Annotated in this window: 20 protein-coding genes; 1 reads left to right on the plus strand and 19 read right to left on the minus strand. The window is 32.3% G+C overall.

The annotated features are described in order from the left end of the window. Window positions 1-145: 145 nt before the first annotated feature. Window positions 146-1,549: a DUF4403 family protein gene (locus tag AB3G34_RS12210; protein WP_367772145.1), complete on the plus strand. Its 1,404-nt coding sequence runs from the start codon at window positions 146-148 to the stop codon at window positions 1,547-1,549. Between the two features lie 9 nt (window positions 1,550-1,558). On the opposite strand, the gene AB3G34_RS12215 is transcribed toward AB3G34_RS12210, so the two are convergent. The 19 genes from AB3G34_RS12215 to AB3G34_RS12305 all read right to left on the minus strand — a co-directional run bounded on the left by AB3G34_RS12215 (window position 1,559) and on the right by AB3G34_RS12305 (window position 25,526). Then, the gene (locus AB3G34_RS12215) at window positions 1,559-1,792 is read right to left on the minus strand and encodes a hypothetical protein (RefSeq protein ID WP_367772147.1); all 234 of its coding nucleotides are present in this window, start codon (window positions 1,790-1,792) and stop codon (window positions 1,559-1,561) included. Next, on the minus strand, window positions 1,785-2,330 hold the full coding sequence (locus tag AB3G34_RS12220) for a DUF420 domain-containing protein (RefSeq protein WP_367772149.1): 546 nt from the start codon (window positions 2,328-2,330) through the stop codon (window positions 1,785-1,787). The genes AB3G34_RS12215 and AB3G34_RS12220 overlap by 8 nt, the downstream gene beginning before the upstream one ends. A gap of 6 nt (window positions 2,331-2,336) precedes the next feature. Continuing rightward, entirely contained in the window at window positions 2,337-3,023 is a 687-nt protein-coding gene (locus AB3G34_RS12225; RefSeq protein ID WP_367755351.1) for an SCO family protein, read from the minus strand. 1 nt (window position 3,024) lies between these two features. Beyond that, window positions 3,025-3,675 (minus strand): hypothetical protein, encoded by a 651-nt coding sequence (locus AB3G34_RS12230; RefSeq protein WP_369752593.1) that lies wholly within the window; start codon window positions 3,673-3,675, stop codon window positions 3,025-3,027. A gap of 74 nt (window positions 3,676-3,749) precedes the next feature. Next, on the minus strand, window positions 3,750-4,100 hold the full coding sequence (locus AB3G34_RS12235; protein ID WP_367755355.1) for a cytochrome C oxidase subunit IV family protein: 351 nt from the start codon (window positions 4,098-4,100) through the stop codon (window positions 3,750-3,752). 18 nt (window positions 4,101-4,118) lie between these two features. Further along, window positions 4,119-5,147, minus strand: coding sequence for a cytochrome c oxidase subunit 3 (locus AB3G34_RS12240; protein WP_367772152.1), 1,029 nt, complete (start codon window positions 5,145-5,147; stop codon window positions 4,119-4,121). 42 nt (window positions 5,148-5,189) lie between these two features. Next, window positions 5,190-5,777 carry a heme-copper oxidase subunit III gene (locus tag AB3G34_RS12245; RefSeq protein WP_369752594.1) on the minus strand — a complete coding sequence of 196 codons (588 nt, stop codon included), beginning with the start codon at window positions 5,775-5,777 and terminating at the stop codon, window positions 5,190-5,192. Between the two features lie 2 nt (window positions 5,778-5,779). Next, on the minus strand, window positions 5,780-6,682 hold the full coding sequence (gene cyoE, locus AB3G34_RS12250) for a heme o synthase (protein WP_369754100.1): 903 nt from the start codon (window positions 6,680-6,682) through the stop codon (window positions 5,780-5,782). A 184-nt stretch (window positions 6,683-6,866) separates the two neighbouring features. Further along, entirely contained in the window at window positions 6,867-8,990 is a 2,124-nt protein-coding gene (locus AB3G34_RS12255; protein WP_369752595.1) for a gliding motility protein RemB, read from the minus strand. A 19-nt stretch (window positions 8,991-9,009) separates the two neighbouring features. Next, window positions 9,010-9,753: a deoxyribose-phosphate aldolase gene (gene deoC, locus AB3G34_RS12260; RefSeq protein WP_369752596.1), complete on the minus strand. Its 744-nt coding sequence runs from the start codon at window positions 9,751-9,753 to the stop codon at window positions 9,010-9,012. 140 nt (window positions 9,754-9,893) lie between these two features. Further along, window positions 9,894-10,265 (minus strand): VanZ family protein, encoded by a 372-nt coding sequence (locus tag AB3G34_RS12265; protein WP_369752597.1) that lies wholly within the window; start codon window positions 10,263-10,265, stop codon window positions 9,894-9,896. Next, window positions 10,258-10,638, minus strand: a complete 381-nt coding sequence (gene gcvH / locus AB3G34_RS12270; RefSeq protein ID WP_367755363.1) for a glycine cleavage system protein GcvH — start codon at window positions 10,636-10,638, stop codon at window positions 10,258-10,260. The genes AB3G34_RS12265 and gcvH overlap by 8 nt, the downstream gene beginning before the upstream one ends. 87 nt (window positions 10,639-10,725) lie before the next feature. Continuing rightward, window positions 10,726-17,871 (minus strand): cell surface protein SprA, encoded by a 7,146-nt coding sequence (gene sprA, locus AB3G34_RS12275; protein ID WP_369752598.1) that lies wholly within the window; start codon window positions 17,869-17,871, stop codon window positions 10,726-10,728. 24 nt (window positions 17,872-17,895) lie between these two features. Then, window positions 17,896-18,477: a Holliday junction branch migration protein RuvA gene (gene ruvA, locus AB3G34_RS12280; protein ID WP_367755367.1), complete on the minus strand. Its 582-nt coding sequence runs from the start codon at window positions 18,475-18,477 to the stop codon at window positions 17,896-17,898. 44 nt (window positions 18,478-18,521) lie between these two features. After that, window positions 18,522-20,816 (minus strand): NADP-dependent malic enzyme, encoded by a 2,295-nt coding sequence (locus AB3G34_RS12285; protein WP_367755369.1) that lies wholly within the window; start codon window positions 20,814-20,816, stop codon window positions 18,522-18,524. A 155-nt stretch (window positions 20,817-20,971) separates the two neighbouring features. Next, on the minus strand, window positions 20,972-21,406 hold the full coding sequence (locus AB3G34_RS12290) for a CBS domain-containing protein (RefSeq protein ID WP_367755371.1): 435 nt from the start codon (window positions 21,404-21,406) through the stop codon (window positions 20,972-20,974). 69 nt (window positions 21,407-21,475) lie between these two features. Then, entirely contained in the window at window positions 21,476-23,347 is a 1,872-nt protein-coding gene (locus tag AB3G34_RS12295; protein WP_367772159.1) for a trehalase family glycosidase, read from the minus strand. Beyond that, complete coding sequence (locus AB3G34_RS12300) at window positions 23,344-24,558, minus strand: sugar MFS transporter (RefSeq protein ID WP_367772161.1); 1,215 nt, start codon at window positions 24,556-24,558, stop codon at window positions 23,344-23,346. The genes AB3G34_RS12295 and AB3G34_RS12300 overlap by 4 nt, the downstream gene beginning before the upstream one ends. Window positions 24,559-24,587: 29 nt before the next feature. After that, window positions 24,588-25,526, minus strand: coding sequence for a carbohydrate kinase family protein (locus tag AB3G34_RS12305; RefSeq protein WP_367772163.1), 939 nt, complete (start codon window positions 25,524-25,526; stop codon window positions 24,588-24,590). Window position 25,527: the final 1 nt, after the last annotated feature.

Genomic DNA, 25,527 nt, shown 5'->3' on the forward strand with positions numbered 1-25,527 from the left:
TTCGAATAATAAAACCATTATCAACCCTAAAGCTGAATCGCCACCTAACATCTTAATGCATAAGACTTAATTATAATATAATTGTTACAGTTTCATTAGAAAATATATTTCTTTTATTAATTTTACAGCTTCAAAACATAACAAAATGCTGAAATACATTGCGAGTCTTGCCCTATTTTGCTCTTTTCTATTGAGCTGCTCCACTTCACAAAAAATTGACACATTAAGACCCGCCCCTGATGATGCAAGTCCGATAGTCTATGAAAATGTTCCTTCCTTTATCAACTTACCCATCAGCGTTAAACTGAAAGATATCGAGAACAAAACCAACTCACTGTTGAATGGATTAATCTATGAAGACACAAACATAGAAGATGATGATATTGAGATAAAAATTTGGAAATTGGCTCCTATTACTATCCAAAATGAGAATGCAGTTTCTGGTGAAAAAATAAAAACCATTTTACCTCTAAAAGCTATAATTAAATATAGAATAGGAACAAAAACAATGGGGGTTGAACTGTATAATACACGAGAATTTAATTTAAATGGCGTACTTACTTTGAACAGTGATGTGGCATTAAATAATTGGAAATTAAAAACAAAGACTCAATTAAAATCACTCGATTGGAATGAAAGTCCTACAATGACCGTTTTCGGGAAAAATGTTCCAGTCACGTATCTAATCAACCCTGCAATCCAAATTTTTAAATCGAAAATTGAAAGAAAAATCGACGAAGCAATTGAAAAATCAATGGACTTTAAACCTAATGTGTTGACTGCATTAGAGAAAATTTGCACCCCTTTTCAGATGAATGAAGCATACGAAAGTTGGCTTAGGATTGTCCCAGTTGAAATATACACTACCGCAGCTAAATTAAAAGATGATACTTTTTTATTGCAAATGGGTATGAAATGCAATATGGAGACATTAATCGGACTAGAACCCGAATCTAAATTTGATGCCAATAAAATCACATTAAAACCTGTTTTGAAAATTCCCAATCAAATTACAGCAAATATTGTAGCGGTATCCACCTATCAAGATGCATCAAAGATAATACGTAAAAATTTTATAGGTCAAGATTTTGGATCTGGATCTAAGAAAGTCAAAATTCAAGACGTATCTATTTGGCATAAAAATGGAAAAATGGTTATAGCACTGGAATTAATTGGTTCTGTAAATGGAACAATTTATTTAGCTGGATTTCCACAGTATGATGATAAAACAAAAGAAATCTATTTTGACAAATTAGACTATGTTTTAGACACCAAAAACAAATTAATGAGAACTGCTAATTGGCTAGCACAAGGAATAGTTTTAAGAAAAATTCAAGAAAACTGTCGTTATTCCATTCAACCTAATTTAGAAGAAGGAAAGAGAACCATGACAACTTACCTTAAAAATTATTCTCCAATGTCAGGTGTATTTGTAAACGGTAAAATGGATGACATTCAATTTCAAAAAATCGAATTAACAAAAAATGCCATTATTGCTTTTATTAAAGTAAATGGTGAAATAAATATTTCAGTAGATGGTTTAAAATAACTAGTTGAATTAATCCAATTTTTTCTTTTTTCTCATTCTATAAATAGCATACCCTAGAAGAGCCACTAATAAATAGGGTATAACCATTAAATATACAATTCCATCATTTACAGCTTGAGCTTGTGCCTTATTTCCTTCACCCCCTAATGCTGCTCTACACATGGCACATTGTGCACTTGACGATACAGAATAGATAAAAAAGAAAACAAGAAATAAATATTGATTTTTTTTATTTTTAAACATAATACGGAGAGATCATTAAATAAACTATAACACCAGTAACGGCTACATACAACCAAATAGGAAAAGTGATTTTAGCAATTTTTTTATGTTTATCAAAAATTTGAGCTAAAGCACGAACATAAGTAACTAATACTAACGGAATAATAATTACTGAAAGAATGATATGAGAGGTTAGAATAAAATAATAAACATACTTAATTACACCTTCACCTCCAAATTTTGTAGAATCAGAAGTCATATGATAGGCAACGTACATTGCTAGAAAAGCAATAGAACAGCCTACTGCTCCTTTCATTAAGTTCTCATGCAATTTCCTGTTTCCGTTTTTTATAGCTAAAACAGCCGAAACAAGCAAGACAGCAGTAATACCATTAATTGTTGCGTAAATAGGTGGCAAAAAAGTAAGAGGCTCAACATCAAAACCCATCTTACGCAAATTAACACTAAAAAGCAAAACGACCACTAAAGGAATTGCAACTGACAACAGCACAATCCATTTATTATATTTATTTTCTAAATTTTGTTCACTCTCCTTCATATTCCTTTATTCTTCTAATAAAACATTAATATCTTGTTGAATATCTTTAACTCCTTTTTTGTCAAGACCATCATAATATAAGATTGGATTTCCAAAATCATCTCTTCTGCAACGTATATTACCGTCTTTATCTATTAAAGCAAATAATCCTGAATGTTCAAATCCTCCAGCAACATTACTATTGGCTGCAGCATAAAGGTTAAATCCTTTATTAGCCAAACTATATATGTATTCACGATCACCAGTTAAAAAATTCCAATTAGAGGATTTCACACCTAATAACTCCGCATGATCCTTTAAAACTTTTGCAGTATCGTGATTTGGATCAATTGTAATTGAAGCAATACCAAAATTAGGGTTTCCAAAAAATTTCTTTTCAATAAGCAACATGCTTTGATTCATTTTCGGGCAAATTGAAGGACAAGTAGTAAAGAAAAACTCTAAAACGTATACTTTCCCTTTATAGCTATCATTAGTAATCTTTTCATTATTTTGATTAACCAATTCAAACTTAGGTGCCGGACCAATTTTTACTAATTTACCCTCTTTATTAGATACGGTTTTAACCAGATCTAAACGATCTGCCTTTACAACTTCCCCATTTTGTATTCTATCAATAATTTTAGGAACAGCATAAATCCCAAAGATTAAAATAACAAATGAAATACCGATATATGATTTATTTTTAAACATATTACTCTTTTAATAGTTGTTTAGTAGCATTATGATTTTTTTTAAGAGCAGCACGATACTCATATAAAATTACTTTAAAATCATCTAACATTTCATTACTCAAGTCTGCAGGGTGAAAAGTATTATAGCCTTCTTTATATTCTTTCTTCTTCTTTCTTCCTCTAAGATTTCTTTCTTTATCAATAATATAAACAAGTGGAGTTCCTGAATTTTTATCAAGGGTTCCTACTAAATTAAGTTGTTTATAATATCCATTAATTTCTTGGGGAGTAGTAAAAACAAAATGCCATTGTGAAACATCTGTAAATTCATCAAGTGCATCTAAAATACTTTTGATATCGTTTTCAGTACCAAGTGGACAAATCATTACAAATTGCAAATCTTTGAATGTATGATAACGCTGGTAAATTTTTTCATTTAGATTAAATAGATTACCTCTGTTTTTTAAAACATCACTTCCAGAAAAACCCAAAATAGTTATTTTATTATCTAAAGTAACTTTTTCATTATTTAAAGACTCCCAATTTCCAAGGTCAGCAACTTTTGGGGTAATAACAGGTAATTTTGTAAAACTATTTATACCTGAAGCAAAAAACAAATAAGCAACGATAGGTAAAATAAAAAGAATAAAAAGAACAATATTTTTTTTCATTACTGGATAAAAATTAAAGTACAAAAATAAAAAAAGGCACGCAATGCGTACCCTTTTTTTGAATTAATATATTGTTAAAAATTCCATTTAATGGTCGAATCTTTAAAAACCCCATAAATATAATGCCCTTCAGTCAAAAGAATGAAAAGTAAATATAAAATTAAGAAAATAACAGGCAAAACAACCGCCCATCTTAGACTACTTTTTTCACCTTCCATGTGCATAAATGCCCATACAATATAATAAGCTTTAAAAACAGTCAAAATATAAAATATCCAATTCAGCAAATTCATGCCAAGAAAATGGTTAAGGTGTAAAAATTCTGGTTTTATAATCCCAAGAAAAACCTCAACAGTTGTTACAAGAGATAATAATCCGAAAACAAACCAAATTCTCTTTGTATTAGAAACGTGTTCGTGTGACATAATAATAATCTTTAAAAATTAAACTAGATAGAATACTGTAAATACAAATACCCAAACTAAATCGACAAAGTGCCAGTATAAACCAACTTTCTCAACCATTTCGTAACTCTTTCTTTTCTCGTATGTTCCAAGAAGTACATTAAAAAATATAATGATATTTATAATTATACCTGAGAATACGTGAAAACCGTGAAATCCTGTTATAAAGAAAAAGAAATCAGCAAACAGCTTACTACCGTATTCGTTTCTTGTCAAGTTTGCACCTTCAACAACATACGTTGCTTGAGCCAACCTCAACTCAGACTCTTGTCTAGTAAGAATCGTTTTGTGTTTAATCTTTGTTAATTCATGATTAATTTTAGGATCTTTAGCAATTGCCTCGTCCCCTTCATAAATAACTTCTGTTCTGATTAATAAATCTGGATGTGCCTTAAAACCTGCCTGAACTTCAGCAACAGAATAAGATGGCAAAGCTGGCTCACTAATAAACCAATCTCCTTTATTACCAGTTAATCGTTCTCTACCTTCATTCAAAGTTGCGGCGAAATCAGCTAAAGCAACACGATGCCCTTCTTTATCGACAAACTGAAGTAAACTACCTCCTTTTGTTTCAATTGCACCATACTCCCCTTTTATGAAATTTTTCCATTCCCAAGCTTGTGACCCTACGAAGATCATACCACCGATAATGGTTAAAAACATATAAACAACAACTTTGTTTTTTTTCATTTGATGACCTGCATCAACGGCTAATACCATTGTCACAGATGAGAAAATTAAAATAAAAGTCATTAATGCCACATAATACATCGGTGCAGATACACCATGCATAAATGGGAAGTGAGTAAACACTTCATCGGCCAATGGCCATGTCTCAATAAATTTAAATCGAGAAAAACCGTAAGCTGCTAAAAATCCAGAGAACGTTAAGGCATCTGACACGATAAAAAACCACATCATTAATTTACCATAACTTGCTCCCATTGGCTCATTGCCGCCTCCCCAAGTTTTTTCTTCACTATTTGCAGTAGTAACTGTCGCTTCCATAAAAGTTATTCGTTAAAAAGTTCCCAAATTTACGTTTTTTTCTTATTTAAAGAAATATAAAAATACAAATAAATAAAGCCATAGGAAATCAAGAAAGTGCCAGTACATTGCACCTAGTTCTATTCCAAGAGTTTGAGTCGAATTGTATTTTTGTTTAAAATGATTATAAATTATAATAAGGAGAGAAATTAGCCCTCCAGCAAGATGAATTAAGTGCACAACGGTAACAATATATAAAAATGTTGTTGTTATTGAACTCTCACTTCCTGTAAAATAATACCCGTTTTCTACTATTTGTCCAAAGCCGACAAATTGTAAAACAACAAATAAAATCCCCAGCGCTAAAGTAGATAAAAGAAATGTAGTAGTCGCACTTTTATTGTCTTTTTGAATCGCTTTTTTTGCTAAATGGAATGTAACACTACAACCAATAATAACAATCGTACTATAATAGAATGCTGTAGGCAATTGAAAATCCTTCAACCAGTCCACTCTCGATTTACTTACCACAAAAGCACTTGTAAGCCCTGCAAACATCATAGTCATACTAACCATCGCAAACAACAAGATCAGCTTATAGGATCTTGCGGTTCTTAATCTATGTTCATTCGTTGTCATTGTAACTTCCATAACTATCTTAAAAATTTATCAAATATATAAACTAACTGCAACAACGTAATATACGAAACACTTACTAACATAAGAGTTCTTGCTGCTTTTGCACTTCTTAACTTGTACAATTGGACTGAATAATACAACATCCATATTCCCAATAAAAAAACCAAAATTGCCGCAACTGGCGTTAAAAATAATTTTCCCGTATAGCCTAATGCTGGCAATAACGAAGCTATAATCAACCAGATGGTATATAAAATAACCTGTAAAGCCGTACCCTTATCTTTTTTTCCAGTAGGAAGCATAAAAAAACCTGCCTTCTCATAATCTTCATACAAAAACCAACCTATTGCCCAAAAATGAGGAAACTGCCAAAAAAACTGTATTAAAAACAAAGTTCCCGCTTCAATTCCAAAATTTCCAGTTGCCGCAACCCAACCCAACATAAATGGGATAGCTCCGGGAAACGCCCCTACAAAAACTGACAACGATGTCATCGTTTTCAAAGGAGTATACACACTCGTATATAAAAATATTGAAATCGCCCCAAACATGGCCGACTTCGGATTAATAGCGTAAAGCAATGAAATTCCAACGATTGTTAGCAAACTAGCTACAATCAAAGCAGTATTTGGAGACATTCTACCTGCTGGGACAGGACGATTTTTAGTTCGATCCATCAATGCATCCAAATCTTTTTCAATAACTTGATTAAAAGCATTTGAAGCACCTACCATACAATACCCACCAATGATAAGCATTATTAACACAGACCACTGAAAAGGATTTGCATCATCTATCCCTAAAAAATATCCAGCAATAGAAGAAAACAATACACTAATAGCAAGTCCAGCTTTAGTAATTTCTTTAAAATCTAAAAAAATCCTCTTTAGAGAAAATGTATTTGTTGTAGTATTCAATCCGGTATCCATTAGGTTTTTATAAAACTGGTGCAAAGGTACAAATTAGATGTAGAAATAAGAATGAAGAATTTAGATTTTTTAAAACTAATATTCATAGCGTAATTATTACCCGTTTTTACACAACCAAAACACAACTATTAATTCACTTATAATTAAACCCGTTGCGAATCTCGATTAAATACTAATAATCAAAATACCAATTAAAGACATCAGCTCTTAAACCTATCGTAAACCAATTAGTACTTTGAGTAAACGCAGTTTTTGTATTTTGCGTAGGATCAAAACTTCTATAAATATAACTTCCAAAAAGTTTTAAATTGGTTGTCGGATTGATCAAATACCCTCCTTGAATATCTGCAATAAAAACTGCCGTTTTGTTTCCTTGACCTACTTTTACTCCGCTATCAAATGGACGATTCTCATCATAATCCTTATAAATATTTCCTCCATAATTAAAACTATCAGTACTTGTATCAAAATCCAAACCTCGGGTACCCGCAGTAATTTTTGCATCAGCAAAATACCTTCCTTTATGATAACGAGCAATTGCTATAAACTCTTTAAAATTACCTCCCCACTGATGCCCAATACTTTGATTATTATGGCCGTAGTTAGTTATCGGTTCACTATGAGAGTACACATAAGGACGAACATGATTGTATTCTAATTGCAACAATAAATTATCAACCTTAAATGCATTGTAATATTTAACTCCTAGCTGATAACCATATTTGTTTTTCCAACTATTATCCCCCCTTTTAATATCTCCAAGTGAAAATTCATCCAAAAGGAACTGACCATAAAAATTGATTTGATTACTCCATTTGTATTTATAACTAAAACCCAAAAGTGCGTTTCCAGTTCTTGCTGAAGAAGCAAACTCAACAGATCTATAAAAAATAATTGGGTTTACAAAACTAACATCAAAACCTCTATTATTGGTATTAGTCCAAATTACTGATTCAAAAAGACCAATATTTAATCTATTCGAAACATTCCAACTTAGATAATGATTAGCCATAAACTTGGTAGCATACGTTCTTTCTAGAGTAACTTCGGGACGAACGTCTTTTAACCACATATAGGTATTCGTGTACTTAATTTTCCAAAACTTAGTATTTATTTTAAAATAAGGGTAAGGACTGGCACCATCACTTTCCAAAAGTGAACGATACCCATCACCAATAAAATTTCTGCCATAGCCCAATTGCAAGTCAATATTTTTATTTGGAGCAAATGTAATATTGGCTTCAGCCAAAGGGAAATCATATGAATTTGTTTTGAAGTCTTTAGCTATTCCTATTCCAGGTATAATAGCAGGATTCCCTCCTGCAGGCGCAATAGATTCAGCATATTGATTAAAATAATCAGCAAATCGTCCTTGGCTTTCAAAAACAGTAGTTGTGAAATTAAGTTGTTTCCCAATTCCTCCTCTAAAATTAAGTGCTCGTGTATTAACGTAGGTATAGGAAACATCACTATGTGTTGCTTTTCCAACTTGTAAATCTAATATTGGATTTAATGTAAGCCAATATCCATCTCCTTGGATTTCGACTGCATTTTCATTCCATAATTTTTTTGCCCACCAATTCGAGGCCTTTATTTTGAGTTTTTCATTTGCTTCTTTAAGATTGTAATATTTAGAAACTTCTTGATAAGTATAGGGCTTAGAAGCAGTGTGATTATTACTTCCTACTTGATTCATTGCACCATCAAACTGAGCATAATAACTATGAGAGAAAGGTATATTTAGATGGCTTTCAAACTCAGGATTCTTGTATTTCTTATAAACGATACTATCCAACTCTGTAAGTTGTTTTGCATTATTTTGAATAATTTCTGCTTTAGCCAGTGCTTCTGATGCGATTGTTTCCTGGCTTTTCAACGGAATTGAAATCGCAATATTATATCTAGAATAGACTGCTTTTCCATTGTAAGTAGAAGGACTAATTTTAGGAAACTTACTAAAAACTCTTTTGGTTTCCTGAATTAACTCTTCATCTACTGCATTAACATAAATTACTTTAAAAATACCATTACTGTCTACTTCAAAAAGCACTTTTATATTCCCTCGGAAATTATTTTTCATTAAAGTTTCTGGCACAACAAAATTTTGAAAAACAAAATCTTGAACTTCACTATAAAAACAACTTTCTAACGCTACAGATTCTAAATTTTGACATTTAGGAAAAACGGGGAACCGTTCTGTAGACAATTTGGCTTGCAAATTATTAGTATCTTCAACTTGAGAATACGTAAAAAAAGATATAAATGATATAAATAAAGTTAAGAAACTTTTTCTCATATTAATTTTGATTGTGAATTTAGTATTCTAGTTGTGTTCCTGCACCATTTGCAATTATTTTCGCTCCAGAGGTACCTATTCGCTTTACACCTAATTGAATCATTGCAACAGCCTCCTCATACGTTCGGACTCCTCCAGCCGCTTTAACTGGAAGCGGAAACGCATTTTCAAGCATCATGGTAATTGTTGAAATTGTAGCCCCGTTCGGAAGATTACCTTGGGTTATAAAAAAACCAGTTGAAGATTTAACAAAAACCGAATTATAAAAAATTTCTTTGAAATTTGAAACAACTACATTTTTTATTAAAGCTGTTAATTGAACGACCTGCTTATCATCAAGGGCAGCCACTTCAATTATCCACTTTACTACTTTTCCCTTTTCCAGACCAAGTTTAGTACACTCTAAAACTTCCTCTTTAACTAAGTCGCTATCGCCCGCAATAAATGCGTTATAATTACAAACAAAGTCTAAATCATCCGCGCCATCTTGTATTGCCAGATTAGCTTCAACAAGCTTGTCCTCCACATTTGAATTCCCATCTGGAAAATCGATTACTGTTCCTACTCCTACTTTAGAATTGGCTGTAGTTATCATTTCTTTTGCAATAGCAACCATATTAGGCCGAATCATAATGAGTTTAAAATTCTCATCAATAGCTTCCTGAATAAACTTCTTAACTACAACACTATTCTGGTCTTCATCAAGTCCCGCTTGAATCGCCGTTTTTAAATAGGTAGAATCTAAATATTGTCTAATGTTCATGTTAAATCTATTCCATTATAAATGATAGGTTACAAAAATACATTTTATATTCAAAAGAGTTAATTATATGTAATTACTTTTTAAATTTTTACTATAAAAAAATCCCACCAAAGTGGGATTTAAATTGAATTATATACTGTTTATTTCTTGTTTTTAAAATATAGAATCATAACAACGATTGCTAAACTCGCTCCCGTTATATTGGCCAAAACATCAAAAACATCAGCAGTTCGGGTAGTGGTCAATACTTCTTGTAATATTTCAATTGTAATTCCAAAAAAAACAGATAAAACAAATGAATAAAAAAAAGGCTTATAATTATTTGGACTTTGCATTTTTACTTTGAAGAACAAAACCCAAAGAGTAGTAAACACAAAATGAAAAAAGATATGAATCAATTTATCAAGATATAAAATACTTACTTCTGGAATATTACTTGACGGTGTTAAACAAAGAAAAGTAACTATTATAGTCCAAAAAACTGCAATCCAAAAATACAATTGTTTATGCACCGATCAATTCTTTGTAAGCTTCACTAGATAGTAACGAATCAAAATCCGCAACATCAGAAACTTTTATTTTTATCATCCACCCCGCTCCGTAAGGATCTGAATTTACAGTTTCTGGAGTACTTTCTAAAGCATCATTGAATTCAATAATTTCTCCAGCTAATGGAAGAAATAAATCAGAAACTGTTTTTACCGCTTCAACAGTTCCAAAAACCTCATCTTTTTCAAGAGTTTGATCTAACGTTTCTACTTCAACATAAACAATATCTCCTAATTCTTTTTGAGCAAAATGAGTAATCCCTACTGTTGCAACATCCCCTTGTAAACTAACCCATTCGTGATCTTTAGTGTACTTTAAATTTGATGGTATATTCATATAAATACTAATTGATAATTGATAATTGATTTTTTGTACGGCAAATGTAACAATCTTCTAATGAAAATTGGTTTAGATTTTAAAAAATTAATTCCCAAAATTATAACGAAGTGTAAACCCCGAACGGATATTTGTTAATGGAAATGAAGTCGATATTACAGCTTTAGAAAAAGAATGATCGTAATAAAATATGGCGGTAAGATTCTTACTGAAAGAGTAATCAGCAGTTAATTTTAATGACCAAATATTTTGACCTCCCGCCAATTGATTATTATCGTAGTCCAAATAACGTACAATTGTTTGATTATTTCGATAAGAAAAATCAGCTTTCATATTAATATCTCCTTTTATAATGCCTGATGGATTATCAGCCAGTCTAGAAGAAAAGATAACATCTTTAAATCGATATCCTAGCCCAACAACATATTCAATTCCTTTTACCTCGGTCAATAAATTATTATCAAAACTCATCGATAATGCTCTATCTTTTTTAATTTCAGTAAGAATTTTTAATGAGCTTTTCAATTCAAAATCCATTCTAATCAGCGGACTAAATTGCTCCACTAAGTTAATATTTGACATGATTGTTTTATTCAAAAAATTACCACTTGCATCAACTCCATTCTTGTCATTATCATAATCAAAATTAGATCGGTATTGATTAATGGTATAAGAAGCTCTATAATTATGCTGCAACGAGAATCGTTTAAAATTCCTTTTAAACAAATCATAACGCATTAATCCATTGTATTTTACAGCCCAGTTTGGTATTGGAAAACTTCTAAAAATCCCTAAGGAAATATTTGAGGCACTACTGCCAGAATAGGCAGCTAAAAAAGCTGGCAATAAAACTGCTTGATTATTTTTACCATACCCTAACGGATATCCATCTTCATCCAAATTAGCTGGGTTAGTAACATCAATACCACGTTGTGATGCCAATCGATTAGCAACTATTAATCTATTGCTTCTAAAGTCATCAAATGCCACTGAAGAAACTTCATTGCTTGCCGAAAAAGACGTTTTAATCAAAACCGTTGATATTGAAAAAAGTCCGTATGTATAAGGAGATCTCGAATTATATTCTCCATTAGTCACATCGTATTGTTCTGAATAATTTTCAGAATACGATCTGTCTGCATTTAAATCAATTTTTAAATCGGGGAACAAATCTACATTCGCAGTTGACTTAAACATCTTATTACTTACCTGTGAAAAGTTTTGATTAAAATCCTGATAATTGGTCAACCAACCATTTTTAGCAGCTTCATAACGAACATCATCTTGACTACCAAATATAAACCCTAAAGTAGGTCTTGAAGACCCAAAGAAACCTACACTTGGAGTATAACCCGGTAAAACTGTACCGCTGTTCTCCGTATAATTTACCTGAATATTTTTTACACTCGTTAAAACACCCATAAGTCCATCTACAAATTCATTGTTTTGAGCAACTGGTTTTGCTGTATTATTCACCACCTTTTCTCCTGGTTTAGGAGCTGAAGCTTTGGGTTTACTTGTTACTTTAGCATTATTTTTTGTTAACCCTAAATACTTATAAAGCATATCCATATTAAAAGTTGCATTCAAAGTATTCGAACGCGCATTTTGAACCGTATTTCCTAAATTATAATCTACTCCTCCTATTTCTATTTGTGACAATGCGTTTGACGAACGTTGCCAGCTATAGTCTCCTGTATAGGAATAATTTGCTTTCACAAAACTAAATAAAGGAATCTTATTGATTGGAATTTCATAATTCAAAACCAATTGTTGCATGTGTTGGTTGGGCGTTCCTATGTTCCAGTAGCTATCCCAAATCGTAAAACTGTCAATAGGTTCATTATCCTGATTTAAATAATTTTTTACAATATTATTAGATGACGCTGTATAACTTAGTTTTAAAGATTTTGTAAGGTTATAATTAAATCCATACTGATAATTAAAGGAAAAATTTCTTCTATACAAAGGATCCAAACCAATCCCCTCAACATCAACTTGACGAAATTGTTGACGATTGTATTGTCTAATTATATTAGTATTAAAAGAAACATTTGAAGGCAAATAATTAAAATTGAAATCACTAAGCAACTTCCAATAACTACTTTTTTTCATGAATTCCGTTTTCTTGAATGGCTCAACAGGTTTTGGCTGAAAACTATAAGCATAATCCACTGACGTATTTACTTGTTGATCAATATAATCTTCAATTTCAAAATCATGTCGCTCTACCTTATTGTATGACTGAGAAAAAGTAAAGTTCTCTGGGTCATAAACATGTTGTTTTTGCTCAGCAGTTCTTTGTTTTCTAACACCAATAAAATTAATACTTGTTCGTTTTGTATAATCTACTGCTCTATTTGTAATATTATTTCTCTCCGCAGTATCGGTTGTATTGTCCAACAACTGTTTTAGTTTGATATCTTGATTAAAAGGATCATATTCTGGTGTGATTGTCTCTTCTCCAACGGCATAATTAAATGGTAAATTTATCCCCCATTTTACTGGCAGTAATTTCCCCAAATTAAGATTAGTGACAATATTATATTGTTCAATATCTTCCCGACTTCTCTCATTTGGCCCTTGCTCCAAAGCTCCGAAACCAATAGTACTTTTTTTACCTGTTGCGGAAATAGTTGCAAAATCGGCAAGGTTTGTATCAACATTTAAAACTGCCGCCATACCGCCTTGATTATCCATATCAGCTAAGCGAAGTTCATTGAACCAAACTTCTCCTTTTATATCTTGGTGTGTTTCATTGCTTTTCACACCAACCATAAGTGTACGAACCAATCCAAAATTAGGATTTCCTTTTATCCCCAATCTCAACTTATTTGTTTTATTGGCCAGACTTGGGTTTAACTCATCTTCATTTTGATAATAGATTCCATCCAATGGTAGAGTACTCAAATCGATACTCATTGCCTGAATTTTAAGCTGAGTCAACAAGGCTAGCGTTAAATCAATATTATTATCTTCTGGCCAAACCTCTTCTGCGCTCAATGCGGAACAATTAGAACCTGAAGTAGAAGAAGGAGTCGTTACTTTTAAAGGAATTTCTATCTGATAGAAGTTCTGTGTAAAATCATTTCCAAAACGAATAAATCCAATCATTTGATCGTCTCTAAGTACTGTTTGATTTGGCAATGATTCTGCATGCAAAAACATTTTTAATTTTTTGAACTGCCTCATATCGATGCTAACATTCTTAAAAACGGCTCTTGAATCTTCCGGCTCAAGACCGTTCCCAGAAACTCTAAGTGACAGCGACTGTTCATTTTGATTTATAATCGTATTATTATTATACAATTGTTCTCGTTGCACTCCAGGAGGGATAATATAATTAACTGGGCATCTGTCATTATTTTCTTGAACATTCACTGCTAACACATCTAAATCAGTTCCATCATCAGCTACGTTTGTATCATTAAAATCCAATGTATTCGTATATCTTCTCCATTCTCCTCTGACCAAATCTAGAGCACCAAAACGAACAGTTACGTCTTGATTAAAACCAGTCATAAACATTCTCATAAAACGAATGGATCTAAAATCTGAAATATTTCCTATTGTATTTTCTGGCTGAGAAACAGGGATTTTAAATTGTAACCATCTTGCATCAGTAACTTCACCATTTGCTAATGTTACTTGCGTATTTTTCACATCAGTAATATAGTTTTGACCAACATTCATATTCGGTTGAATATCCACACTATATTCATAATAAGCATTAATGGTATTCATTGTATTATCTCTATTAATATCTTCAACATCTGGAACTGTTGATGAACCTCTATTGGGATCACTTACACTTACAGCTGAGTTTCCATCAACACCATTATAGTTCTTATATCGCTCTTTTACACTACCTGTAATGTTTAAGTAATAGGTATAATCATCAGCTGCTGGATCAGACTCTGAAGCAAAATTAGTATAGACAGTCCCTTCATTCGCATTAGACAATCCATCTAAACCTATATCTTGGTTCTTTCTATTATCAGCATTAGTATCAAAAGCATAAATCAAAGATTGTGACGCAGGAACATCTCCCCAAATAGGCTTTGGATTTACTAATATTTGATCTGGCCCTAGTCCATTTTCATATTGTTTGCGCCCATCTTTCAAAACATCTTCTGATATCTCCCCTAAATTGAAATATATTTTTCCAGTATTATCATTTGGAACCTGGCCTTTACCAACGTAGGGATCCATTACCCAAAACTGAATATATTCCACATTTCCTTGTTCAAAATTTGTTGAATTTATAGCTCTCATAATTCCACCATAATTAGTTCCGGGGCTTGCAGAAAAACTCGAACTGTTATTATAAGGACCTCTATCAGAAGGATAATAACTTAAGTCCAAAGTATTAACAACTTGCGATTGTCCTTGAGCAATATCAGTTAATGGGTATAATTCTTCACTATAAATTCTTCTTGTAGTATTCAATGACAAATCATCATTTGAAATTCCAGATGGTTTTTGCGTATAAAAAACGGGATCAATAGTATACCAAGCTAGCTTCGCTCTTTTAAACCCATAACTTAAATCATTAGCGTTAGCGTTAAAATCATAGGCACTTCTTGTATTTCTATCTGGTGTAGAAGATAAACTCCAGGCATAAGCAGAACGCATATCAATTGTAGATTGAGATCCCTCAAAGTCATCTACATAAATTGTTGACTCTCCTTGAAACTGATCTGCTTTTGGTGTGTCTGGTTTCAAAAAAGCGATTTCTCCACGTACCGAAAGATTTGAAGGCACATCGGTATCAATATTAGGGAGTTTATTCACTAATCGAGTAAAGAAAGGAACCTCAGTAGAATAATTAGTATTAAAACCAAAAATAGTATTGTTTACCGATTCTTGACCAAAACTTGATTTTTGAGTAAAGGGTTTTTCAGTCATTTTTAAAAATGTAGCTCCAACCAAAAACTTATCCGAAATTTTATGTTCTACATTTACCCCCATAAACCTTCTGGTTTGCTGACCAAAAACAGAATTATTTTCCAGAGAAACATTAATAGGCGTATTTGATGCTTGAAGAGATGGATCCAAAATTTGAACCCTACCCAATTGATAATTTACACTATAATCAATTCCTTCAACTAAAACTCGTCCTCCAGCAGTCACTACAACGGAACCTTGAGGAACATTGAACGCTCCAATAGGAATTCCATCACCTCCTGATGATTTATATTTACCTCTTAAAAGAAATTTATTCTTGTCACTATCTTGCAATGCTCCAGATTGGGTGTTGCGATACATATTACGAAACACATATTTCTTTTGATTTGCATTATAAGTATTAGCATCGTTATAGTTTTCTCCTGAACCTGTGTTTGACAATTTGGAAAACAATAATTCACCAAATGGCTCTTTGGTAGTAAATATTATTCTTCCATTTTGGGAATCAATAGTGATGCCTTGCATAAAATCAAAAAAACCATCCCCTCCAGTTTGTGGATCATTATTATAATTTAATTTATCTAAATTAAATACTTTCAATAAAGGAGTTTCAGCAACTTTATTATCAGGTGATGGACTTGCAGGAAAAGGACTTCCAGACACTTCAGTAATGTAATTTAATGGAGACGGATCAGTATATAGTATATTAAACCTAAAATCCTCTTGTTTCACTTGATAAGCTCCTGGTATTTGATAAATGTTTTTCATCATCAAGTTCCAAACTGGATTTTTGACATTTGTTAAATTACTTTTCAACATTTTCAAAATTAAACTTTGAGTGATAATTGCTTGGGAAGAATTAGTCCCCGTTACAACAGTTGCATCGATACCATCACTACCAAATTCACCTACCTGATACACTTTATCACCTATTGTATATTGATAAGCAACGGCTAGCACCTCATCATTTGCTAATCGTTGTTGCAACGATATATATCCTAATTGAGCATTATAGGTATATTCATTTGAAGTTAATTTTCGAGCATTTTCTAATTTAGAATAATCTTGACCTTCGCTAACAGTGACATTAAATCCAGAATTAGAAGTAACTATTTCCCTAATATTACTATTTAACAAACCTGAACCAGTTAAAATTTGTGCTGGATCATAATCGTTATTAGAGTTGTCTGTGGGCGAATTTATTGGATTATTAAATATTCCTGTTGAAGGATCAAGCACTACCACTTCATTATCTGCCAAGCCCGATAATTGCGATTCTCCTAAATCTTGAAGCGCAATAATATTTCGTAAGTTATTTGAATTAGTACTAACACGAGTTTGTTTATTAGTAACCCAAATTTCAAGTCTTGTAATTTGAACCCTACTATCAATAAAAGGGTAGTTTTTTAACGAAGCATCGTATTTATTTCTAAAATATTGTGACAAGAAAAAATGCCTGTCATTATCGTAATCAAGTGCATACATATCAAAGTCCTGAATTACTCCACCACCTTCTGCAACTACACTTTTTGTTTTTGATTTTTGTTCTGAAAAGACTCCTGTAACTGTAGTTTTTCCAAATTGCAATTGGGCTTTTACACCAAATAAGCTTTGCGCTCCCCTAATTAATGAGCTATTCAAAGGCATACTTACATTTCCAACTTCAATTTTTTGAATAATATCATCTTCTGAAGGAGCATATTCTAATTTAATTAAATTTTGAAATGCGAAAGTAGACTGCGTATCATAATTTGCATTAACATTCAACCTTGTACCTACTTTCCCCATTAAGCTCATGCTTATCCTTTGATTAAAATCAAAAGACAAATTAGATCTATTTCTTGGAGAGAAAGAAGGATTATCTTGTTTGGTATATCGAGCACCCAAATCCATTTCAACGGAACCTGTAGGCTTAACATCAATTGTATTACTACCAAAAATAGTTTCAAAAAGACCCGAATTCACATAATATTTAGGTAATAAATCTTTTTTCGCAGCCTCACTTCCTTCTTTTTTACCATCGATAGCATCCGTTTTTTTCTTGAAATAATCTCTCATAGATTCTTTCAAGACTAAACTTTCATACTCTTTTGGAGTTAATATAATAGGGTAATTGATAGAAAACCCATCAACAGAATTAGTATAAACATACCTATCCGTAACAGGATCATAAGTATAGGCCGAGAGAATACTTTGAGGGTTTTTTATTTGGACTTTTCCTAAAGAGAAACCCTTATTAATTGTATCTTGAGCTTCTTCTTTTACCTGAGCCCTAGACGCAAAACCACAAAATAAAACTAACAAAAAAAGACAAATTTTCTGCATATAATTCGTGTTTCCGAGTTCCTTTTATAAGTTCTTTAAAGCTTTTTTAATAATTGATTCAACAGAAGCATCTGGATCCTCTTTTACAATTTTTTCAATGATTTTTTCAGAAGTTTTTCGAACAAAACCTAATACCTCCAAAGCTGATAACGCTTCATCTCGGTTTGTATTGCTTTGCACCATTGAAACTTCATCTAAATCATATAGTTTCAACACTTTTTCTTTTAAATCAAGTATCACCCTTTGAGCTGTTTTACTACCGATTCCTTTTATCGATTGAACTGTAACTACATCCCCTGAAGCAATCGCATTTGTAATTTGTTTAGGATCTAATGACGACAACATTGTTCTCGCAATATTGGCCCCAATTCCCGAAACGGAAATTAACAATTTAAAAATCTCTTTCTCAGATTTTTCTACAAATCCAAATAAAGTATGCGAATCCTCTTTAACTTGAAGATGTGTAAATAACTTTACAAAATCAGTATTAGGAAGCAATGAATAAGTATGTAACGAGATATTTACATGATAACCAACACCACCGCAGTCAATTACGATATGTGTTGGTGTTTTTTCCACTAATTTCCCTTGTAAATGTGCTATCATTTATAGTTTGTATATGAAACAATTTATTGTTTTTATAAAGCTAATTATAAAGAAGCATTAATTTGTTTTTTCTTTTGTTTTTCCTGCGCATCAATTACAGCAATTGCTGCCATATTGACCATCTCTTCTACACTTGCACCTAATTGAAAAATGTGAACTGGTTTTCCCATTCCAAGCATAATAGGCCCAATTGAATCCACTTTGTTTAATTCTTTCAATAATTTATAAGTAATATTAGCAGAATCTAAATTAGGAAAAATTAAAGTGTTTACCTTTTTTCCAGCTAGTTTAGAAAACGGGAATTTCTCTTTCAGCATTTCTGGATTCAAGGCAAAATCTGCTTGAACTTCGCCGTCAATAATAAGGTCTGGATGATGCTCATGTAAATAAGCTACTGCCTGTCTTACTTTAGTAGCATTAGCATCACTAGAAGAACCAAAGTTAGAAAATGAAACCATCGCTATTACTGGCTCTACACCAAACATTCTTGCTGTTTTAGCAGTCATAATAGCAATTTTTGCCAAGTCATCTGCAGAAGGATCGATGTTTATCGCAGTATCTGACAAAAACATTGGACCACGAGCAGTCATCATCATGTTTGTAGTCGCCACAATAGAGGCTCCAGGCGCTTTTTCAATTAATTGCAACATTGGTTTCACTACAGAAGAATAACTTCTAGAATGACCTGTAACTAATCCATCAGCCTCTCCTTCATTGACCATCATGGCAGCAAAATAATTTCTTTCACGCATTAACTTTTCAGCATCATATAAAGAAATTCCTTTTCTTTTTCTAGTTTCCCAATAGGTAGTCGCAAATTTATTTCTTCTAGCGTCTTCTTCTTTTATTTTAGGATCAATTATCTCAATATCAGCATCAAAACCTAATTCTTCTTTTAATTCTAAAATAATTTCCTTGTTTCCTAATAAAATAGGATGTCCAATTCCTTCTTCTAATACAATTTGTGCTGCCTTAAGTACATCTAAATGATCTGCTTCTGCAAATACAATTCTTTTAGGATCCATTTTAGCTCTATTGGTAATCAATCGAACCATTTTATTATCATTCCCTAATCGGTCTAGAAGTTCTTCTTCGTACTTATGCCAATCAGTAATAGGGTTTAATGCCACACCAGAATCCATAGCAGCTTTAGCAACTGCAGGAGCCACAATAGTAATTAATCTTGGATCAAATGGTTTTGGGATAATATAATCTCTACCAAAAACTAATTTAGTAGCGCCATAAGCAACATTAACTTGCTCTGGAACTGACTCTTTAGCTAATAAAGCCAATGCTTTAACAGCAGCCATTTTCATCGCTTCATTTATTTTAGTAGCGCGAACATCTAAAGCACCCCTAAAAATATATGGAAACCCAAGTACATTATTCACTTGGTTAGGATGATCAGATCTTCCTGTAGCCATGATAATATCTTTTCGTGTTGAAATAGCAAGATTATAATCTATTTCTGGGTCTGGATTTGCCATTGCAAAAACGATTGGATTATCAGCCATTCCCAATAACATTTGAGGACTCATAATATCTCCAGAAGATAGTCCTAAGAAAATATCTGCTCCCTTTAAAGCTTCTTCAAGACTTACTGGCTTTATATCTTTTGCATATTTTAATTGCATAACAGATAGTGATGGATTGTCTTTTGTCAAGACTCCTTTACTGTTAAACATCAATATATTTTCTATTTTAACTCCTAGTAAAACATATAAATCAGCACAAGCTAATGCTGCTGAACCTGCACCTGAAACTACCATTTTCACATCCTCAGCTTTTTTATCAGCTAATTCCAATGCGTTTATTAAAGCTGCAGAAGATATAATTGCTGTTCCATGTTGATCATCATGCATCACTGGAATATTCAATTCTTCAACTAACCTACGTTCAATTTCAAAAGACTCAGGTGCCTTTATATCTTCTAAATTTATCCCTCCAAATGTAGGAGCAATATTTTTTACGGTTTGAATAAATTCCTCAATATCTTTAGTACCAATCTCAATGTCAAAAACATCAATATCTGCAAAAATCTTAAACAATAATCCTTTTCCTTCCATAACTGGTTTTGAAGCTTCAGGTCCAATATCTCCTAGACCCAAAACTGCAGTTCCGTTAGTAATTACCGCAACTAAATTTCCTTTAGCTGTATATTTATATACGTTATTTACATCTTTAGCAATTTCTAAACAAGGTTCAGCTACACCAGGTGAATAAGCCAAAGATAAATCTCTTTGGGTTGCATATTTCTTAGTTGGAACTACTTGAATTTTTCCTGGAGTAGGTTTTGCATGATATAATAACGCTTCTCTTCTTTTGCTGTTTTTGTTCATTTTTTAATGTTTTATTCTAGCTTACAAAGATATAAGACTTGGTTTAAAAAGCAGACTTTTCTTCTATTCTTTTAAAAAAAAACCAAACCCTATTTGTAGAAAAAAAAATAGCCGCACTAAATTGCAGCTATTTATACTTATTTTTAAATTCTATTTTAACCTTTTGATCCACTAATATAAGAATCCAAATGCTGAATTGTTTCTTTTTGAATTTCTATTATTGCTTTCACTACGTCACCAATTGAAATAACACCAGTAACGGCATCATTTTCTACAACTGGTAAATGTCTAACCCTTCTTTTACTCATAATTCCCATACAGAAATCAAGATCATCCGTTGGTTTTACCGTAATGACATCCTTTTCCATGATTTCATGTACAAACGTATCTTTTGAAGCTTTATTTTTTAGGACAATTTTCCTAGCATAATCTCTTTCAGAAAGTATTCCTTTTAAAATATTATCTTCAATGACTAATACTGCTCCAACATTTTTTTCTCCCATCACTTTCAATGCATCATATACGGTGATTGTAGAAACTATAGAATGAACATCCTTTCCTTTTGTGCTTAATATTTGATTTACAGTCATGTTGAAAAAATTTAGTTGACTATAAAGTTAAAAAAAATAACATACAAAATACAGCTTTACAAAAAAAAATTAGCCTTTAAATAAATCTTCCGGAGAAGTAAGTCTATTTAGTTCTTGTTTCAAATGATCGTTTAGTATTTGCAATCCATATTGATAGGACGCATTAACCCATCCAAAACCTTCTTTAGAAATATAATCGAATTCCGTCCCAACATTACCATACTCTGCAAAAACTTTATGGGAACTGGTTTCCAAATCAAATTTCTCTGGAATCGTTCCATTGTATTCCACTGCATTTTTAGTAATCAACCAAAGCCATCTGTACACCATTTCTTGGGCTTTATCAATAAAACCATAATTAAGTAAGCCCTCCCACAACAGCATTTGGTGTGGAGCCCACCCAAAAGGATAATCCCACTGCCTTTGTGGCGCATCCTCAGGAAAATTTGCCGTACTTGCTTTTGTACTTCCTGTAATTCCTCCACTTTTTATAAATTGTGGCAAGGCTACTTCGACTAATTGTTTTGCCTGATGAGCATTGCATAATCCGGCCCATAAAGGGAAAAAAGTAGTTGCAGCTTCAAAAGGGAATTGTCTATTATTTACAAAATCATAATCAAAATACATAGTTGATTCTTCATTCCAGCATAATTCATCCATTTTTTCTTTTCTTGAATTTGCTTTGGATTCCCAATCTTTAGATGTGTAATGAGTATCAGCTATTTGTATTTTATCATCATAGAAATTCTTAATCAAAAAGGCTATATCTTTTTCATATTTGTAAAGAAAACTATTTACATCAACTGAATTTAAGTTAGCACAAGTATTAATCAATCTATTAGTAGTGTCATGTCCGCTTTCGCGTAAACTTCTATCATGAACAAAATACTCATCAAGTTCAGCATCAACAATAGTTCTATTTAAATATTGCTTTTCAAATTCTCTAATTGGCAAATTATATTTTATTGCATACGATTCTAAAACATCATCAAAATGTCCTGGCTCCACTTCAAAAGGCATTCCTACACCACCTGACTTATATCTATTTAATCCTGTAGGAGTCAATCGACCGCCTTGCACCATCCAAACTGTATTGTATTCTAGAATAACCGTTTCTAGATGGCCTTTCAACCATTCTAAATTTGGAACTTTATTCTTTACAATCTCAACTAATAAAGAGGAGTATAATGGTGGCTGTGTTCTAGTTAAATAGTAACTCCTATTGGCATTTAGTATTTTTCCGTAGTGAACAATTTGATATTTAAAGTTATCTGCTATAGCCATCGCTTTCTCCAGCTGATTATCAATTAGCAATCCAACACCAATAAAATAGCTATCCCAACCATACATTTCATTAAATCTCCCACCTGGGACAACAAATGGAACTCCTTGTAAACTGTATAATTTTTGCTCTAAAGCCAACGCAAGAATCCCGGGTTTTGTATTCAACGTATCAACATACTCTTCTGTATAATCTTCCGGTAAAACTCCTACTTTGAAATTTTGCAGTTCTTTTTCTAAATCCTGAAAATACTTCACCCCTTGTTTATCTTTAGCGGAAACATATAGAGTTGGTATTTCATTTGTCGTTTTTTCATCTTGTAGAATTTGCATCAGGCCTTTCTTATCAATAGTTCTAGTAAGTTCATCCCAATAATCCTCTCTGATTTTTCTCGAAATACGATCTACAGGCTCCTCTTGAATCCGTGTTAAATCGACTTCACCCAATTCCGTTTTTTTATCTTTGAGGACTGCCAGTTCTTGAAGTAAATTTGCCAAATGATAGGTTCCTTCAATTACTCTTTCTTTTTTAGTTTTTTCATCAACTAAAACGAATCTTTTAGGACCATTGTCATCCTTTGTAATCTTTTTATCATTATCAGTATCCTCTTGAAGCAAAAGTTCGCGAAATGTTTTATCTATGTTTAGTGAAATTTTCATGATTTAGCAGTTAGTTTTTTTAATATAAAGAAAGAGACTAATAATAAAGACATTGGAATCAAAGTATAATAGAACGCATTTTCAGGCCCTTCATTTTTAAACAAATACCCAATTACTCTTGAACCTAATGTACCTCCTAATGCTGAAAAAACAACAATTAAACCCGTCATGGAACTGTGCAGTTTCTTGGGCAAAGCACTTAAAACAACTGAATTTAAAAGGGGATATATTGGAGCGATAAACAATCCCACAAGAGGAAATGCAAATCCTATTAAAGGAATATCTCCTAGCGAATTGATTTCTTTAACATCCAGCCCAACCGTCCTTGGCAATACAAAAATAACGATTAACATGGCCATCACAATACAAAAACTAAGTACCCAAATCCAATTTATACTTTTAGTAATTACACCCGCAAGTAATCGTCCTACCGCCAAAGTAATAGCCAAAATACTCGCCATCATTATGCTTATATTCTCTGGAAGGTGTAATACTTTACTATTAAAAGTAGGCAACCATGACATAATTCCTTGTTCAATCATTACAAATAGAAAGGCACTAATTACAAAAACAATAGTCAGTAGTTTAGCAAACAGCTTGAACATTTGTTTAAAATCATCCGCTAAATCAACTCCAGGAATATCGGTTTGGTCTTCAAATTTGGCAAAGAACAAGAATCCAAATGATAACAATGAAATTCCCGCTAATAACCAATACACATTCAACCATGCATCAGGATCAGATTCTGAGTTGAAAGCGGGGAATAAAAAATATGCCAGCGCAATTCCAATCATAAAAACCCCTTCAATACTACTCATTAAACTATTATGTTCTTTTTGATTTTCAGTAACGGTTCCAATAAGAGAATAAACGGACACCTTTATCAAAGCAAATGAAACTCCAACAGTCGCAAAAAGTATTTTAGCTGTTTCAAATGAATTTCCAAAATACATCGTAATACAAGCTACAGATACCAAAGCTAAACCAATAAGCATGGCTTTTTTATAACCTAATCTAGGCAAAAAAGAAGCGATCAAAAAAGAGACAATTGCGATAGGTAAATCTTTAAAAGCCTCTAGAATACTAGCTTGTAACTCATCTACTCCATAATTTTTTTGGGCTTTTAAAATCACTATTCCTACACTATTCAATAGAATAGCAAAGACAAAATAATTCAAATACATCGCTAATTTAATAGTACTTTTTTTCATTTTTAATTGGTTTTATTATTTTATAAAAACTAGCTGTCCGTATTCAAATAGGTAGCAATATTAATCCCCTCTGGTAATCTCCCTACGTTTTGCAATTTTAAAACGGCTAACTTTTGAGCAATCGTAATGGTTTCTTCAAAATTTTTATTCAATAATTGCGCATACAAAAAACCAGTCCAAAAAGCATCTCCAGCACCAGTTGTGTCTTTTATCTCATCAATTTTTTGTGCTTTTTGATAAAACATACCAAAATTTTTATCAGATAAGACCACCCCATCTTTCCCTTTAGTCAAGCATATTGTTGCCGCACCCAAATCATGAAAATAGTCAAAAATAAAATCTTCGGTTTTTGTTTCAGCAAAAAGACGATAACAATCATCTTCACTTAATTTTACAAATGGGTTTGTTCCCAAATATTCTTTCAAAACCAGCTTAGCTTCCTCTCTATCTGGCCAAATTCTCTCCGAAAAATTAATATCAATACTTGTTTGCAAACCTAACGATTGGGCTTTTTTTGCACTTTCTAAAATAGTCGTTCTAGCTGGGTTTTTGCTTAATGCAAAACAGGTTGTATGAAAAATTTTGGCACTTGCCAATAAATCGTCTGGAATTTGACTCTGATGAATTTGGTAATCTGCCTCTCTATATGGAATAAAATCAGGAGTTCCAGTCGATTTTGAAACAAAAATAACAGAAGTTGGCTCTGTATCTGATTTTCTTATTTGGGAAGTAATCACCTTATTTGCTTTCAGTTTACGAACAATATATTCTCCCAATCCGTCTTGACCACAAGTTGCCACTAAAACAGAGTTCAAACCCAACCTTGCCGCATTCACCGCTACATTAGTTGGAGAGCCACCTAAAAATCGGTGGTAATCTTTTGTTCTGTTTATTGAAGTATTTACTTCGTGTCCTATAAAATCTATCAGTACTTCCCCTGCACAGATTATGTCAATTTTCTTTTCCAAT

It is taken from the genome of Flavobacterium sp. WC2409 (genome assembly GCF_041200085.1).
Taxonomy (GTDB): Bacteria; Bacteroidota; Bacteroidia; order Flavobacteriales; family Flavobacteriaceae; genus Flavobacterium.

Bases quoted from the DNA above. Each gene is read 5' to 3' on its own strand.
- AB3G34_RS12235 (WP_367755355.1), bottom strand. From the start codon at position 4,100: ATGTCACACGAACACGTTTCTAATACAAAGAGAATTTGGTTTGTTTTC.
- AB3G34_RS12240 (WP_367772152.1), bottom strand. From the start codon at position 5,147: ATGGAAGCGACAGTTACTACTGCAAATAGTGAAGAAAAAACTTGGGGA.
- AB3G34_RS12220 (WP_367772149.1), bottom strand. From the start codon at position 2,330: ATGAAGGAGAGTGAACAAAATTTAGAAAATAAATATAATAAATGGATT.
- gcvH (WP_367755363.1), bottom strand. From the start codon at position 10,638: ATGAATATACCATCAAATTTAAAGTACACTAAAGATCACGAATGGGTT.
- AB3G34_RS12215 (WP_367772147.1), bottom strand. From the start codon at position 1,792: ATGTTTAAAAATAAAAAAAATCAATATTTATTTCTTGTTTTCTTTTTT.
- sprA (WP_369752598.1), bottom strand. From the start codon at position 17,871: ATGCAGAAAATTTGTCTTTTTTTGTTAGTTTTATTTTGTGGTTTTGCG.
- AB3G34_RS12255 (WP_369752595.1), bottom strand. From the start codon at position 8,990: ATGAGAAAAAGTTTCTTAACTTTATTTATATCATTTATATCTTTTTTT.
- AB3G34_RS12285 (WP_367755369.1), bottom strand. From the start codon at position 20,816: ATGAACAAAAACAGCAAAAGAAGAGAAGCGTTATTATATCATGCAAAA.
- AB3G34_RS12295 (WP_367772159.1), bottom strand. From the start codon at position 23,347: ATGAAAATTTCACTAAACATAGATAAAACATTTCGCGAACTTTTGCTT.
- AB3G34_RS12225 (WP_367755351.1), bottom strand. From the start codon at position 3,023: ATGTTTAAAAATAAATCATATATCGGTATTTCATTTGTTATTTTAATC.
- AB3G34_RS12230 (WP_369752593.1), bottom strand. From the start codon at position 3,675: ATGAAAAAAAATATTGTTCTTTTTATTCTTTTTATTTTACCTATCGTT.
- AB3G34_RS12300 (WP_367772161.1), bottom strand. From the start codon at position 24,558: ATGAAAAAAAGTACTATTAAATTAGCGATGTATTTGAATTATTTTGTC.
- ruvA (WP_367755367.1), bottom strand. From the start codon at position 18,477: ATGATAGCACATTTACAAGGGAAATTAGTGGAAAAAACACCAACACAT.
- AB3G34_RS12290 (WP_367755371.1), bottom strand. From the start codon at position 21,406: ATGACTGTAAATCAAATATTAAGCACAAAAGGAAAGGATGTTCATTCT.
- AB3G34_RS12210 (WP_367772145.1), top strand. From the start codon at position 146: ATGCTGAAATACATTGCGAGTCTTGCCCTATTTTGCTCTTTTCTATTG.
- deoC (WP_369752596.1), bottom strand. From the start codon at position 9,753: ATGAACATTAGACAATATTTAGATTCTACCTATTTAAAAACGGCGATT.
- AB3G34_RS12245 (WP_369752594.1), bottom strand. From the start codon at position 5,777: ATGGAAGTTACAATGACAACGAATGAACATAGATTAAGAACCGCAAGA.